Origin of the sequence: Flavobacterium tyrosinilyticum (assembly GCF_023656565.1) — a bacterium.
Lineage (GTDB): Bacteria > Bacteroidota > Bacteroidia > Flavobacteriales > Flavobacteriaceae > Flavobacterium > Flavobacterium tyrosinilyticum.
Genome location: NZ_JAMOKG010000003.1, coordinates 44908 through 60865, shown reverse-complemented (window position 1 = coordinate 60865; position 15958 = coordinate 44908). Strand labels below are relative to the sequence as shown.

Annotated in this window: 11 protein-coding genes; 3 read left to right on the top strand and 8 right to left on the bottom strand. The window is 33.3% G+C overall.

Annotated elements, in window-relative coordinates; genetic code table 11:
- Nucleotides 1-419 precede the first annotated feature (419 nt).
- The 4 genes from NCC77_RS14980 to NCC77_RS14965 all read right to left on the bottom strand — a co-directional run bounded on the left by NCC77_RS14980 (nucleotide 420) and on the right by NCC77_RS14965 (nucleotide 5959).
- Nucleotides 420-1412 (bottom strand): FAD:protein FMN transferase, encoded by a 993-nt coding sequence (locus NCC77_RS14980; RefSeq protein ID WP_250836301.1) that lies wholly within the window; start codon nucleotides 1410-1412, stop codon nucleotides 420-422.
- 135 nt (nucleotides 1413-1547) lie between these two features.
- Nucleotides 1548-3731 (bottom strand): PepSY domain-containing protein, encoded by a 2184-nt coding sequence (locus tag NCC77_RS14975; protein WP_250836300.1) that lies wholly within the window; start codon nucleotides 3729-3731, stop codon nucleotides 1548-1550.
- Between the two features lie 130 nt (nucleotides 3732-3861).
- A complete protein-coding gene (locus NCC77_RS14970) occupies nucleotides 3862-4344 on the bottom strand; it encodes a DUF2271 domain-containing protein (protein ID WP_250836299.1) in 483 nt (160 codons plus the stop codon).
- A gap of 124 nt (nucleotides 4345-4468) precedes the next feature.
- The gene (locus tag NCC77_RS14965; protein WP_250836298.1) at nucleotides 4469-5959 is read right to left on the bottom strand and encodes an ankyrin repeat domain-containing protein; all 1491 of its coding nucleotides are present in this window, start codon (nucleotides 5957-5959) and stop codon (nucleotides 4469-4471) included.
- A 790-nt stretch (nucleotides 5960-6749) separates the two neighbouring features.
- Here NCC77_RS14965 and NCC77_RS14960 point away from each other — a divergent pair.
- Both NCC77_RS14960 and NCC77_RS14955 read left to right on the top strand, forming a co-directional pair.
- The gene (locus tag NCC77_RS14960; RefSeq protein WP_250836297.1) at nucleotides 6750-7724 is read left to right on the top strand and encodes a ribonucleotide-diphosphate reductase subunit beta; all 975 of its coding nucleotides are present in this window, start codon (nucleotides 6750-6752) and stop codon (nucleotides 7722-7724) included.
- 18 nt (nucleotides 7725-7742) lie between these two features.
- Nucleotides 7743-9440, top strand: a complete 1698-nt coding sequence (locus NCC77_RS14955) for a ribonucleoside-diphosphate reductase subunit alpha (RefSeq protein ID WP_095930393.1) — start codon at nucleotides 7743-7745, stop codon at nucleotides 9438-9440.
- Nucleotides 9441-9816: 376 nt separating this feature from the next.
- On the opposite strand, the gene NCC77_RS14950 is transcribed toward NCC77_RS14955, so the two are convergent.
- Both NCC77_RS14950 and ribB read right to left on the bottom strand, forming a co-directional pair.
- The gene (locus tag NCC77_RS14950) at nucleotides 9817-10389 is read right to left on the bottom strand and encodes a Crp/Fnr family transcriptional regulator (RefSeq protein WP_172426917.1); all 573 of its coding nucleotides are present in this window, start codon (nucleotides 10387-10389) and stop codon (nucleotides 9817-9819) included.
- A gap of 188 nt (nucleotides 10390-10577) precedes the next feature.
- A complete protein-coding gene (gene ribB, locus NCC77_RS14945; RefSeq protein WP_250836296.1) occupies nucleotides 10578-11240 on the bottom strand; it encodes a 3,4-dihydroxy-2-butanone-4-phosphate synthase in 663 nt (220 codons plus the stop codon).
- Between the two features lie 174 nt (nucleotides 11241-11414).
- Between ribB and NCC77_RS14940 the strand changes: the two genes are divergently transcribed.
- Nucleotides 11415-13019, top strand: a complete 1605-nt coding sequence (locus NCC77_RS14940; RefSeq protein ID WP_250836295.1) for a Na+/H+ antiporter — start codon at nucleotides 11415-11417, stop codon at nucleotides 13017-13019.
- A gap of 133 nt (nucleotides 13020-13152) precedes the next feature.
- Here NCC77_RS14940 and NCC77_RS14935 read toward each other — a convergent pair whose 3' ends face one another.
- Nucleotides 13153-14925, bottom strand: a complete 1773-nt coding sequence (locus tag NCC77_RS14935; protein ID WP_250836294.1) for a MutS-related protein — start codon at nucleotides 14923-14925, stop codon at nucleotides 13153-13155.
- 62 nt (nucleotides 14926-14987) lie between these two features.
- Nucleotides 14988-15821 (bottom strand): universal stress protein, encoded by an 834-nt coding sequence (locus NCC77_RS14930; protein WP_095930397.1) that lies wholly within the window; start codon nucleotides 15819-15821, stop codon nucleotides 14988-14990.
- Between the last annotated feature and the right edge of the window lie 137 nt (nucleotides 15822-15958).

Sequence of the window (15958 nt, the reverse complement as noted above, 5' to 3'; positions counted from 1 at the left end):
TTTTTGAGTTATGAGTTATGAGTTATGAGATGTGAGATGTGAGATCTGAATAGGAAATTCGTGTTTTGTCCTCCTGAGCGAAGTCGAAGGATAGGCACAAAGTGAATGTTTTAATCTCGCAAAGTCGCGAAGTCGCAAACTTTGAATTAAAAAAAAACTTAAAAGAACAGGAAATAAAACTTTGCGTCTTCGCGACTTTGCCGAGATTATTTCATTTCAATTATCAATACTATACTTTGCGTATATTCTCCGACTTCGCTCAGAAAAATAAATAGATTCATGAAAAACTTTGCGACTTCGCGACTTTGCGAGATTATTTCATTTCAATTGTCAAAAATATACTTTTCGTATATCCTTCGACTTCGCTCAGGAAGACAATCGAATTATCATTTCACATCTCACATTTGACGTTTCACCATTTACAATTTATAAGAGAAGTTTTTAGACTTAATAACTTTCCCTTTATCAGTAATCATTACACAACTGTAATCAGGGAATTTTTGAAGTAAAAGCAAGCCTTCTTTTTGACCTAAAACCATCATAGAAGTACTCAATCCGTTTGCGGTTTCTGCGTTCGGACCAAAAACAGTTACACTGCATAAACCCGTTGTAGGATAACCCGTTGCAGGATTTATGATATGAGAATAACGTTTTCCGTTAAAAACAACAAACTTTTCATAACTGCCAGAAGTAGTTACAGCACCTTCTTTAAGCGGAATTGCGGCCAAAATTTTTTCAGGCATAAACGGATTTGTAATTCCGATTTTCCAATCTTTTCCGTTGGGTTGTTTTCCCCAAGTGCTCATGTCTCCAGAACCGTTTATAATTCCGGCTTGGACACCTTTTGCAATCATCATAGCGCGGCATTTATCGGTTGCATAACCTTCGCCTAAAGCGCCAAAACCGATTTTCATTCCTTTTAATTTCAAGAAAATAGTCGATGCTGTGCTGTCTAAAATGATGTTTTTATACCCCACTTTTTCCACCGATTTTTTTATGGCTTCCGCCGAAGGCATTTCGGTCATCGAACCATCAAATTTCCAGATTCTATCCATTGCAGCAAAGCTAATATCAAAACCGCCATTTGTGATTTCAGAAAGTTTGATAGCTCTTTTTGTCAACTCAAAAACTTCTCGATCGACTTTCACAGGTTTTACTCCAGCATTCTGATTGACTTCAGAAACTTGAGAATCTGGTTTCCAATCGGAGATTAGATTTTCAATTCTTGTAATCTCAGCAATAACTTCATCTATATTTTTTTCTGCAGAAATTGAATCTTTATCTACAATCGAAGTGTCAAAGCGGCCGCCCATCAAAAGCGTCGTTCTTTTTCGTAATACTTGCGAATGTGCAGATAAACAGCAAGCAATTACAAAAAGCAATGAAATTTTATAGGATATTAATTTATGCATGAAGATTTAGTTAAAAGTGAGAAGTTAAAAGTGAGAAGTTAAAAGTTAAAAGTTAAAAGTGAATAGTAAATAGTAAAAAAGTGAATAGTTGGAATCAGAAATCAGAAATCAAAAATCAAAAATCTAAAATTACTTCTAATAACAATCCGTTAAAAATTGTTTGTTGGCTTTGTATTCTTCCAGTGTTTTTAATCCTTTTGCTATACACAATTCACTTAAAATAGCCTCGACATCTTTCTGCATGGCAAGCGAACCGCAGATCATAACGACACCGCCTTTTTTGAATAAATTCGTAAAGAACGATGAATCTCTTTTAATCAAATCCATTACATAAATATGCTCGGCTTCGCGAGATAGTGCCACATAAAAATTATCCAGATGCTCTTTTTGCATCATTATATTAGCAAACTTTTTATAAGCCATTAAAGTTGGCGTTTCCATCCTAAATCCGCTATACAAATGAAGTTCCTGTTTTGCTTTGTTCTGTTCGATCATTCCTAAGAAAGGAGCAATTCCTGTTCCGTTGGAAATAAAAGCCACTTTAGAAGCTTTTTTAGGAAGATGAAAAGCAGGATTTTTTACGATTTGTGCTTTTATTACATTTCCTGCTTCTAAAGCATTTAAGAAACCAGAACCCAATCCGTTTGGATGCAGTTTTACAACCAATTGAATGTTTCCAGAATGATTCCCGATAGAGTAGAGGCGTTCTCTAGAATCGTTGGCTGGATAAATTGCCAATAAATCGCCTGAACTAAATTTAACTCTTGCATTTGCTCTTAAAGTCAGAATAAAAGTATGTTCCGTTTCATAAATTGGTGTTTTATCTAAAACCATTAATTTTTGCAGACCTTTTGGAACATGGTTGTATAATGATGGAGTGGTAGCCAACGGAATTCCCGTTTTTTCACTCCATAATTTCACCCATTCTACAAACTCAACAGCCGATTTATCATTTACAGTCTGCAAATCTAAATAACGATCTGCCCATTTTTGCTTTTCTAAAAGCTGGTCAATTTCAATGGCAAATTGGCAAAAATCGGGATATGATTTTGAACCAAAACCAACCACAGAGAAATGAATATTCTGGTTTTGATTTTGTCTTTCTAATAAAGTTTTGAATTGAGTTGCATTCGAAGGAGCGTCTCCCAAACCATGAGTTGATGTAAAAACAATAATGTGTTCTGCTTTCGGATAAGCCGAAAATTTATTTAATTCACTAACAAAAACTTTTTGTCCGTGATTGATTAATTGTTTCTGAATTGAATTGGCAAATCGGAACGAACTTCCATTCTCTGAACCGACCAAAAGGATAAAAGTACTTTCGCTAGCTTTAAATTTATTCTTAATTCGGCTAGATCTTCTTTTTAAAGTAATAGCAAAACCAGAATAAATAAAGAATAAAATATTGATGCACGCTATTGCTAAAATTACAGCCCAGATTCCGTTAATTCTTCCTGTATGAAGGTCTAAACTTAATGCCGCAAATTGAGTTCGCATTGGCGAAAGCTTTTCAGAAATTACAGCTCCTGTAACTTGATTCACTTCAACCTCTTTGTCTTTCAATTCAATAATATAATATTCTTCGGGATCATCAGTAAAAGGAAATTCAATTTTCTTTACATCAGATAATAAAGTAGTATTGAAAATTGAAGTGGTTTTGGCTTTGTCTGAAAGTTCTGTTTTTACGGGTTTTGTTTTTTCTTCGCCCATAAAAAAGTTGAATCTTTCTAGCGATAAATAAGTTCCAGTAAGTGAAATAATCAAAATCGGAATTAAAGCCAATCTTCCTAAAAGCACATGATAATATTGCGCAAAATATTCTTTGATTATTTTAGAAAAGAAATTTCGGATGCCACGCTGTCTTTTTAAAACTAGCACGAAACCTGAAATTGATATTAGAAATAAACAAAAAGAAATTACACCCACAAAAAATCGTCCTGCTTCATGAAGAAATAGCGAACGGTGTAAACTCGTAATCCAATTTATGAATTCGGTTTTCTTTGCAGGATTTCCGAGTGTTTTTCCCGTTTTTGGGTCAATGTAGGCTTTAACGTCATTTCCATCTGCATCAATCGCCTGAAGTGTTACAAACTGATTGTAATCGACACTCAATTCTGTAATTTCTGGATACACTTTCTTTAAAATTGGCAGCGTTTCGCCCAAAGTTATTTTATTAAAATCTTCTGCTTTGTACGGAAGTGTTTTTTCCTGAACCGCATCGACTGCCAGAATGATTCCTGTTACCGAAGCCAAAAGCAAAAAAATAGAAGAAAATAAGGCTAAAGCCAAGTGCGCGTAACGCCAAAAAGAAAGAGTCATTGAGTTATTCTATTATAAAACATTTAAAGCTTTGTCAAAGTTTAAAACGATGACAAAGCTCAGATTTTAATTCTAAGCACAAAAATAAAATTTGTACTCATTATAAGGTTAAAAAATAATGTACTAAAGATTATATTTTGTTTAACCTTACATATTTGATGTAACCTTTTCCATCTGTTTTTTCAGCTAGACCTTCGGTTGTAAGCGGAACTTCAAGATCGCTTACATAGTATTTCTGGTCTTCAACAGCCGACTCAAAACGAAGTTTATAGCCTTTATTGATTTTAGAATTTTCGATTTCGATCGTTGTTACACTGCGGTCTCCACCAGTTACAGAAGCACCAGTTTTAGCACTGATATCGTCATTTTTCTGAGTATGGAATTTATTCCACTCTTTTAATGATTTGTACCATTTTTTATCATCGCCCATTACATAAAGTGTCTTTTCGTACTCACCAGCCGAATTAACAAGAGAAACAACGATATAAGCACCTTCTCCCATATAGTTATTCATTTGAAGCATGATTTTGTATTTGCTTGATTGCGCTTGAGATTGGAAAGAAACTAAAAAGATAAAAGCGCTGGTAAGAGCAATTTTTAATATTGATTTCATGAAAATAAGTTATGAATTATGAGTTTTAAGTTATGAGTTTTGAGTTATTAGTTATTCGTTTTGAGTTATGAATTGTAGACTTAGATTTTTAACTCATAATTCATAACTCCTAACTTTTTAAAAGCTATTTTAAAAACTCAACTGAGATATTATTTTTTGTAAGCAGATCATTTTCTTTTGCTAAAGCATAAGCCGTTTCGTCAAACTCTGTGCTGATGTCTTTTTTAGCTCCAGCAGAAACTAAATATTTTAGAATAGAATCATCTTTAGAAGTCATTGCCGCTCTATGTAAAGCCGTTAAACCATCTTTATTTTTAGCATTAATGTCTACTTTTAAATCATTGATTTTTTTAAGAAGAGAAACATCATTTTTAGTAATCGCTATATGATATAAAGTGTTTCCATCTTTTTGAGGAGTTGCAAGATTTAATCCTTTGTCTTGAAGTAATTTTGCTTTAGCATCAAAAGGATCTGTGGCCGCTTTTTCTCTTCCTGCAGGACGATACGATTGTACTAAATAAACACCTAAATTATTTCCGTCTTTGTCTTTTACGTTTACATCTGCACCTTTAGACAGAAGTAAATTTACAGCATCTGGAGTTCCGTTTCTAACAGCAAAAGTTAAAGCCGATTCTCCTTTTAAATTTTGTGCGTTTATGTTTTTAGCTTTCGGAAGAAACAATTCCAAAACAGCAGTTTCTCTAGCTCCAGCTGCTACCATAATGGGGGTATTTCCTTCTTTATCGGCGATGTTTGCATCAACACCTTTTCCTAAGAAATATTGAATAATTTCTGTCTGATTTGGTTTTCCAGCCAAAAAGTGCAATACATTTTGTCCCGCTTTATTTTGAGAAGTCGCTTTAATTTTTACTTCTTCAACCAAATATTTATAAGTTTCAAGAGTATTAGTTTCTCTACGGCTTCCTTGCGCAGCAAATAAAAGTGCATTGCTAGTTGGTTTAATGCCTTTTTCTAAAAGTTTTTTCAAAAGAGCAATATTACCAGATCTTGCAGCGTATGTAAAAGCAGTGTTTCCGTCATTGTCTACATCTTTTAAAGACATTCCTTTTGTAGCAAAATAGTCTGCAGCTTTTAGATCTTTATCAGAAGCAATGGCTAGAAGTAAAAGGTTTGCTCCATTTGCATATTTTTTTGTCGGATTAAGTCCAGCTTTAAAGAAAGCGTCGTACATCGCAGCATTTGACTGACCGTTTGAAGCGGCAAAATCTGCAGGAGCAGTTCCGTGGCTGTCTTCAAAATTTACATCAGAACCTTTACCAATTAAATATTGAACCAATTCAGTATTTCCTCTATAGGCTGCCCAGTGCAGGTAGATACGATTATCGTGCGTTAATTTTGTGATTGAATTTCCAGGTTGCTCCACTAAAAACTTGATAGTTGCAAAGGGAGCATCATTATTAATGGCCAACGTTGTAACATCAAATGCGTTTGCATTAGCTTCAGCAGGATTATTTCCTTTAGCGATTTCTGCCTGAACCGTTTCAACAGTCGGTGAGGTTTTCCAGAAAGCGGCATCTAGCAACGCGTTTTTTTGCTGAGCACTCACAAAGAAAGTAACAGCAAATGCAAAAGAAACGAAAAGATTCTTTTTCATATTTCGATAATTTATGGTTATTGAATTGTACAAGATTAAATTTATTTTTGGGAATTATTTATTCTATTTAGAATAAATAAAAATAAAAGCAAATGTAAAAATTAATATTCTTAAACCAAGAATAATTTGCTGTAAAAGGGGAATTTGATGCTATTTTTCTAAAAATTAAGAATCCCTTAAGTAAATTTTAATTTTGTTTTAATTCGGTCTCTTTTTATAATAAGAAAAAATGCTTTCAAGATGGTTTTTCAACTTTATAGAGGTAATAAGTTTGAAAGCTAGGATTTGCACTACTAATTCATTTCTGAGATGTTGATTTTACTAGAATATTTTGCACTTTTAATATTTATTTTACTGTAAATATTTGTAATAAAGTATATTATGATTTTTTATAGTGTCTCTATTATTTAGAATTATTATTAATAAACAGCGTTTTTTTAATTTGAAATTCGATTTGAAATTTCCCTTTTTTCAAATCGGATGTTGATAACTGTTTTGATTTTTGACCTTAAAAAGCACTTTTTTTCATGTTGATAACTCAGCATTATTTTTAGGGAAACTGCTAGCTCAATGTAGATTACAGAGCAATATTTTCATGTTGATAAAATTTGCTTCATCCTGCTTTTTAGAAGTTTTAAAACTGTTGATAATTGAGCAGATTTTTAACATCTAAAAGTAGACAAAAGAATAACTGTGGGCTAAATTTGTAAATATAGAAATCACGCTAATACCTCCCCAAAATAAGCGCTCGCATTTCTATTTCAAAATAGTCACTTAAAACTCTATATATATGTCAATTTTTGATAAAAGAATCAATTATAAACCTTTTGAATATCCTGAGGTTCTGCAATTTACCGAAGCTATTAATAAAGCTTATTGGGTACACACTGAAGTAGATTTTACTGCCGACACGCAAGACTTTCATGCACATTTGGATTTGGCAGAAAAAACAGCAATTAAAAATAGTTTATTGGCTATTGCACAAATTGAGGTAGCTGTAAAAAGTTTTTGGGGCAATATATACGAGCATTTTCCGAAACCAGAATTTAACGGATTGGGAACTACTTTTGCAGAATGCGAATTTAGACATTCTGAAGCCTATTCTCGTTTGTTGGAAGTATTAGGATATAATGACGAATTTGAAAGGCTATTGGATGTGCCTGTAATTCGCAGACGTGTAGATTATCTTTCGAATGTATTGAAAGATACAAAGTCTCAGGACAATAGAAAATACATGGTATCATTGATTTTGTTCAGTATTTTGATTGAAAACGTTTCTCTTTTCAGCCAATTTGCCATTTTATTGTCATTCACAAGATTCAAAGGATACATGAAAAATGTGAGCAATATTATTGCTTGGACATCAATTGATGAGCAAATTCATGCTAATGGCGGAATTTATATCATTAACAAAATTCGTGAAGAATTCCCAGAATATTTCGATGCAGAGACTCTAGAATTAATTAGAGAAACGGTTAAAGAATCAATTTCTGTTGAAGCAGATATTTTAGATTGGATTTTTGAAAATGGAGCGATAGAAACAATCAACAAAGAAGATTTGGTAAACTTCATGAAATTTAGAATTGATGAAAGTTTGAAACAAATCAATATCGAAACTATCTTTAATGTTTCTCCAGAAGAATATTCAAAAATGACTTGGTTTGAAGAAGAAGTTTTTGCAAACAGTTTAGATGATTTCTTTGCGAAACGTCCAGTAGAATATACAAAACACGACAAGAGTATCACAGCAAACGATCTTTTCTAATACAAGCCCATAATACATATGAATACGATAGACACAAACCCAGCAAATAACAATTTTGAGCCGCAAAACGATAGTAAAATGTGGTGGAAAAATTCTGAAAGTGAACAGATTTTAAATCGCGGTTATCTTTTAAAAGGAGAAACTGTAGAAGGAGCAATCGATAGAATTTGTACTGCCGCAGCTAGAAGGCTTTACAAACCAGAATTGAAAGAATCTTTCATGGAAATGATCGAAAGAGGTTGGATGAGTATCAGTTCGCCAGTTTGGGCAAATATGGGAACAGAAAGAGGTTTGCCAATTTCTTGTTTTAATGTGCATGTTCCAGATAAAATTGAAGGAATTACACATAAGCTTGGAGAAGTAATCATGCAAACTAAAATCGGAGGTGGAACTTCTGGTTATTTTGGTGAATTGCGTGAACGTGGAAGCGCTGTAACTGATAACGGAAAGAGTAGTGGAGCAGTAAGTTTCATGAAGCTTTTTGATACCGCTATGGATACTATTTCGCAAGGCGGAGTTCGTCGTGGTGCATTTGCAGCTTATTTGGATGTAGATCATCCAGATATCGAAGAGTTCTTGAAAATTAAAAGTATTGGAAACCCAATTCAGAACTTGTTTACAGGGATCTGTGTGCCAGATTACTGGATGCAAGAAATGATTGATGGTGATGCAGAAAAAAGACAAATTTGGGCAAAAGTATTAGAAAGCCGTCAGCAAAAAGGTTTGCCTTATATTTTCTTTAGTGACAACGTAAATAAAAATAAACCACAAGTTTATAAAGATCAGAATTTAAGAATCAATGCCAGTAATTTGTGCAGTGAGATTATGCTTCCATCAACTCATGATGAATCATTTATCTGCTGTCTTTCTTCAATGAATTTAGAGTTATATGAAGAGTGGAAAGATACGGAAGCAGTAAAGTTAGCGATCTTTTTCTTAGACGCTGTTTTACAGGAATTCATCGAAAAAACAGAAGGAAACTATTATCTTTCTGCAGCTAATAAATTTGCTAAAAGACACCGTGCATTAGGTTTAGGAGTTTTAGGATGGCATTCTTATTTACAGAAAAACATGATTCCGTTTGAAGGAATGGAAGCTAAAATGAAAACTACAGAGATTTTCAAGCATATTAGCGATAAAGCTGATAAAGCAAGTCAAGAATTGGCTAGGATTTATGGTGAGCCAGAATTGTTAAAAGGGTACGGAAGACGTAATACCACCACAATGGCAATTGCGCCAACGACTTCATCTTCTGCAATTTTAGGTCAAACTTCGCCAGGGATTGAACCTTTTAGCAGTAATTATTATAAAGCTGGATTAAGCAAGGGTAATTTCATGCGTAAAAATAAATACCTTAAAAAACTGTTGGAAGAAAAAGGTTTAGATAACGAAGAAGTTTGGAGAGGTATTATGCTAAACGGAGGAAGTGTTCAGCATATGGAACAATTGACTCAGCAGGAAAAAGATGTTTTCAAAACATTCAAAGAAATCAGTCAGTTAGAAATTGTGCAGCAAGCTGGAATTCGCCAAAAATTTGTTGATCAAGGACAGAGTTTAAATCTTAATATTCCAGCAGAATTAGCCATTAAAGATGTAAACCGTTTAATGATCGAAGCTTGGCAGCAAGGAGTTAAAAGTTTGTACTACCAAAGAAGCCAAAGTGTTTCTAAAGAACTGGTAACAAGTCTTGTTTCTTGCAGCAGTTGTGAATCATAAAATCATAAAGCCGGATCTTTTAGATTCGGTTTTTTTATTCTGATTTTTAGAGCAAGATTCGCTAAGATTTACTCGCAAGAAACGCAAATGGTTTTACGTAGATTTTAAAAGATTTCAGATGATTAAGATAGACATGAATTGCCTCCAGCTTTAGCTGGAGGTTTTTTGTTTTAAATTGTAAAAGGCTTTAGCCAAATTCAAAGTTTGGCTAAAGCCTTCTTGCTCTCCTTTTTTACCTCCAGCTAAAGCTGGAGGCAATTCATATTTAAAAAATAATTCAATTAAATTCGTGAATTGCTTCACCTGTTCGCTATCGCTCGGGTCATGGCTAAAAAAAAAACTTAGAGTCTTAGCGTCTTAGTGGCTAAAAATAACTCTAAACTTTCGACTTCAACCGACTCAAAGTTTCCTGAGAAATATTAATATAAGAAGCTACAATTTTGTTCGGCAATCTTTTTACAATTGCAGGATTAATTTTCAAAAGCTGATGGTATCTTTCCAAAGCATCCATAGTGGTAAATGACATTAAACGATTGGCATTATTTACATACGCTTTCTCCAAATAATTGCTGTAAAATGTTCTCCATTCTGGAATAATTTTCATTAAATGATTAAAATCCTCGTGTGAAATACTTAATAGTTCAGATTTTTCAATAACCTGAATGTTTTCGGTCGCAGGCATTTTGGTAATAAAACTAACCAAAGCGGTAGCAAACTGATTTTCAAAAGCAATATATCGTGTAACGTCTTTTCCTTCTTCATTTATAAAAAAGATTCTTAAACAGCCTTTTGCAACAAAAAAAGTTTCATGACTAATTTGACCTTGAGCTAACAAGATTTCATTTTTTCCTTTTTTTATAAGTTTGAAATAAGAGAGAATGGTTTCTAGATCTTCATCAGAAACGTCAATGCTTTTTCGAATAGAATTGCTAAGCTGTTCATATATCATAATGTAGTTGCAATACCCGTGGAAGTGAATAAATTTTAGTTTTAACACATAGAAACATAGGTTGTCTTGCTTTGTTTAAGATTAAAATAAAAACACATAGCTCTATGTGTTTTATTAAAAGTAAAACGCCTTATTTAGACTCCTAAAAGCTATGTTTCTATGTGTTAAAAATAATTTACTAAAACGGGCTAGTTATAATCTCTAACGAATTTACGGTAATAAATAATATCTTCAATAGATAAAACCACCAAATCGTGTTCTTGCGCAAAGCTAATGATTTTGTCTAGTTTAGCCATGCTTCCATCTTCATTCATCAATTCGCAAAGAACGGCTTCAGGCTGTAAACCTGCTAGTTTCATTAAATCGACACTTCCTTCGGTGTGACCATTTCTTCCTAGAACGCCATTATCGTTTGCTCTAAGCGGAAAAATATGTCCCGGTTTTGCTAAATGTTCTGGTTTTGCATTTGTTGCAATCGCTGTTTTTATAGTGGTAATTCGGTCTTTTGCAGAAACTCCAGTTGTCACTCCGTTTTTAGCTTCAATAGTTATGGTAAAAGGAGTTTGAAAACTGCTGGTATTTTCTTTTACCATGTAGGGTAGTTCCAATTCGTTTGCTTTTTCATTAGTAAGACAAAGACAGACAATACCGCTGCATTCGCGAATCATTAATGCCATATCCTGAACGTTGATATGATGTGCAGAAAAGATAAGATCGCCCTCATTTTCACGGTTTTCATCGTCGGTTACCAAAACGCCTTTTCCGCTTTTAAGCTGTTCTAAAGCATTTTCAACTCGTTCTTTACTCGAAATCCCAAATTGCACTAACGGACTTAATTCTGTACTGATCATAAATTTTTTTTAGAAGTAATAAGAAACAAATCTAAAGCACCTTAAAACCAAAAACTTTGATATAAGTCAATAAATGGATGTTCTATTTTTTTAATGCTAATTTAATTTAGTTGTCATAAAATCTTAATTTAGCGTCAAATTTTACAACCCAAAATTTAATAAATACCACCTCAAATGGAGAATATTACCTTAATTATAATGCTGCTTTTTGGCGTTGCATTTCTTAGTCTTGTTAGTAAAAGATACAATTTTCCAATTCCGATTGTTTTGGTTTTATGTGGCGTTATTATTAGTGTTGTTCCAGGACTTCCAGTTATTGCCCTAAGTCCAGAAATAGTATTTATTATATTTTTGCCGCCTCTTTTGTATCACGCTGCTTGGCATACAAGCTGGTCTGACTTTAAGCAATCCATACGTCCGATAACTTTTGCCGCTGTGGGTTTGGTCTTTTTTACGACAGGATTAGTGGCTGTTTTTGCACATTGGCTTATTGATGATATGTCTTGGCCGTTAGCCTTTTTGCTTGGCGCAATTGTTTCGCCTCCCGATGCGGTTTCTGCAACAGCCATTACAAAAGGTTTAGGGCTTAATCCGAGATTAATTGCTATTCTAGAAGGAGAAAGTTTAGTAAACGATGCTAGTGGTCTTGTGGCGTACAAATATGCGCTTACGGCAATCACAGCAGGAAATTTTGTTTTATGGCAGGCAGGATTAAATTTTGTTTTAATGTCGGTTTTGGGTATAGCAATAGGTTTAGCGGTTGGTTACATCATGTTCTATATTCATAAAAGATTTGTTTGTGATGATATTATCGAGGTAACACTAACATTATTAACTCCATTTGCTTCTTATCTTCTTGCGGAGCATTTTGAAGGTTCAGGAGTTTTGGCTGTGGTAACGACAGGTCTTTTTCTGGCGGCGAGATCGGGAACCATTTTTTCTCATGAAAGCCGAATTATGACGAATACAATTTGGGATGTACTCAATAATATTCTAAACGGTTTGATATTTATTTTAATCGGACTTCAATTAAGGCAGATTATTGAAGGAATCAGTAATTATTCGGGAAATTCTTTACTTATCTGGGGTGCAGTTATAAGTATAGTAGTGATTTTGGTTCGTTTCTTATGGGTTATTCCAGCAACGATGATTCCAAGAATGATCAGTAAAAAGATTCGGGAGAAAGAGCAATTTGATTACCGAAATATGATCATTTTTGGCTGGTCTGGAATGCGTGGTGTGGTGTCTATGGCTGCAGCGCTGGCACTTCCTTTAATGTTGAATAAAACAGAAGAATTTCCGCTTCGAAATTTAATTATCTATTTGGTTTTCTGTGTTATACTTTCGACTTTGGTAATACAAGGACTTACGCTTCCATGGCTTATCAAAAAACTGAAAATTGAGAGATACTCGATACTCGCAGAAGAGTATAATATTAGAAATGTGATTGTCTCTGAAACTATCGCCCATATTGAAGATAATTTCTCCTTGCTGAATGATGAATTGCTTCATAATATTAAAAGTAAATATGAAGTAAAATTCAACCGTCTGCAAAAGACCGAACTTCCTGCCAATTTCTTCGGAAATGGAAAGCTTCTTGGAGGCGAAATCTTTAATGATTTTACTAAAATTCAAATCGATCTGCTAAATGTAGAACGAGCAAAATTAGAATCGATGCATAAATTGGGTTCTGTAAACGAAGAAATCTTTCGTAAAATAGAAAAAGAACTCGATTTGGAAGAAACGCGTTTGTGGATGGAAATGTACGAGGAAAACTAATTTTTTTAAACTCCAATTTTTTAAATTCCAAATTCCAAAATGGGAAGTATTTCTAGCTTTGTCAAAGTTTTAAACTTTGACAAAGCTTTTTTTTACATCTTACACCTTACATCTCAAATCTTTCATTTCACCATTAAATTACGTTCATTTTCTGCATTAAAAATGTTGCGCTTTTGTTCTTGCAGATTCCGTTTCGGAGTTTATAATCGAAGTGAAGATCGTTGTTTTGAATCTCAACTTCGAAACATTGATTGGTTAAAATTTCAGGATATTCATTCGTAGTCAGACAAACTTCTATGTCGTGTGTTGCGATGGCTCCGATTGCTTTTTTAGAAATTATTTTCTTCACGACTTCAATTGTTCCGTTTCTTTTATCGTCGGAATTTGTACCTCTCAAAATCTCATCTAATAAAACAAAAGCAGGCTGATTTTCAAGAGCATCCATGATCTGTTTTAAACGTTTAATTTCAGCAAAAAAGTAAGATTCAGAATCGGATAAAGAATCGGATAATCGCATTGAAACTAATACTGGAAGTGGATGAATCTTAGCTTCTGATGCACAAACAACAGAGCCAATTCCGCCTAGCACCATATTAATTCCCAAGCTTCTTAAAAACGTACTTTTTCCAGACATGTTAGATCCAGTTAGAATCACAAAAGATTGCGGGAAAAATTGCGTGTCATTTCCAACTCTTGTAGCAGGATTAAGCAGCGGATGACTCAGATTTTTAAATTCGATTTTATACTCAGAATTGATTTCAGGGAAAACAAAATCATCGTTGTTATACGCCAAATTTGCCAGACTATTTAATGCTTCAATTTCGCCAATAATAGAAATCCAATGATTCATTTCAGAAGCATAATCTTCTTTCCATTTTAAAAGCGCTCTTAAAACGTGGAGATTGAATAAAAAAGTTCCATTAAACAAAGTCGCTGTCACAAAATTGTTTATCGTATCCATTCTCGAAAACAACTCTGAAAGCTGTTTTAAATGCTGACTTGCTTTGGCATTCTTAAAATTAAGCTGTTCTTGTAAACGAATTAGTTTATTAGATTGGAAAGATTCGCGTTCAATTTTTTCAATCAATAAACCATATTGCTTTATGATGTTAGTGACATTATCTGCCTTTGCTATTTCCGATTGAATTCTCTTTACAGCTCTTCCTAAAACGATCAAATTGGCAATAAAAATATAAGTCAAATAAGAAAGTATAATGGTTTTTGATGTAATAAAATACGCAGTCAGGAATCCAAAAAATGTTATTGGAAGAATAAATGATAATGCAACTAAAACTTTAGGTAATGAATTATTTGTAAAAGAAGTCCAATGCTTTATCGCTTCATAAGATTGTTTAGAATCTTGACTAATGATGGCCAAAGCCTGAAATTCCTGTCTCCAATCGATTTTACTTTTTAATTCGTTTATAGCTTCTTGATTTTCTAAAATTTCATTTTCAGGAAGTGTATGAAGTAAGAGTTCAGCAAGTGTTTTTTTTCCGATAAAAGAAGCTGTTCTGTTTAGATTTTGGAATAACGAATGTTCTCCAAAAATATCCAAATCGTAAGCATACGGATGATGGTAATCGATAAATTCAACTCCATTTTCGAAAGAAGTTTTTTCTCTTTTCAAAAAAGAAATTTCATTCTGATTAATTTTTAAAAGTGTTTCTGCAAGCAATCTTTGAAAAGATACTCGAGAATGTATTTTCATTAAAAAAATAAAACCAGCAAAAGATAAAACAGCTAGAATAACATAAAGTATTTCGTTTGTTTTAATGTAATAAAACATAAAAAACAAAAAAAGAAAAATACTTAATAACCTCAAAAGGCTTATGCTGTTGTATTTTTTGTTGGTTTTATTATAGAGTTCTGAGTATTTTGCAACGTTTTCTGGATATGCTTTCATTCTATTATTTTGGTTGAAATACAAATATAGCTTTTAAGTTGCAAAATCATCAAGGATTGAAATTAATCTTCGTGCATTACCAAAATAGGAATAGTTACTTCTTTGGCTATTTTTTTTGAAAAACTAGAGTCAAATATACTTTCAAAGAACGAACGTTTATGTGTTATTGTGGTTAGAACATCAATGTCTTTGTAAAGAATAAAATCAAGAATGGTTTCTTTGACATCATCACTTGGTAAAACTAAAAATTCCACATTTTCTTCAGCAAAATCTCTTTCCCATTCTTTTCTAGTTTCCTCTGTAACATCAGAATTAGACGTTTTAACGTATAAACTCTTTACTTTAGCACCAGTTTTTTTAGCAATCTTCAAGATTTTTTTAAGTTCTTTTTTGTCTTTTTCTCGGTAGCGTGTCGTAAAGCCAATTGTTTTTACCTTTTTGTATTTGGCGTCGATAGGAACACATAAAACAGGAACTTCGACCCCAGAAATTACAGATTCGGTATTGGAACCCGTGAAAAATTTAGTCCAGTCAGAAGCGCTGTTGGTTCCCATAATTACAAAATCGACTTGGTCTTCTTCGACTGCATTTTTAAGATTGTAAATTAGATCACCATCCATTAAACGGTGTTTGATTACAATATCTTCTAGATTACGTTCGGCAGCAATAGTTCGTAGTTTTGGAATTTCATCCTTAAACATTTCAAATTTTGCTAGCTCGATTGAGCTGTATATAGAAGCATAATTCTCTGGAAAGAATTGGCTGTCGTAAACAGGTATCTCGAATGTATGAAGTAAGATTAATTCGGCGTTTACAACTTTAGCAAATTCTAAAGCATGAACAAATGCATTGGTAGCAGCGTCAGAGAAATCGGTTGGAAATAATATCTTTTTCATAGTATTTAAGATTAAGGTTTGTCTCTCAAATTTACTCATTCTGCATAGAAATTAACCTGACATTTATCAGTATTTTAACACTTAATGATTTATTAATATGAATTATTGCGAAGATTTATTGGTTGATTTAGGACAAG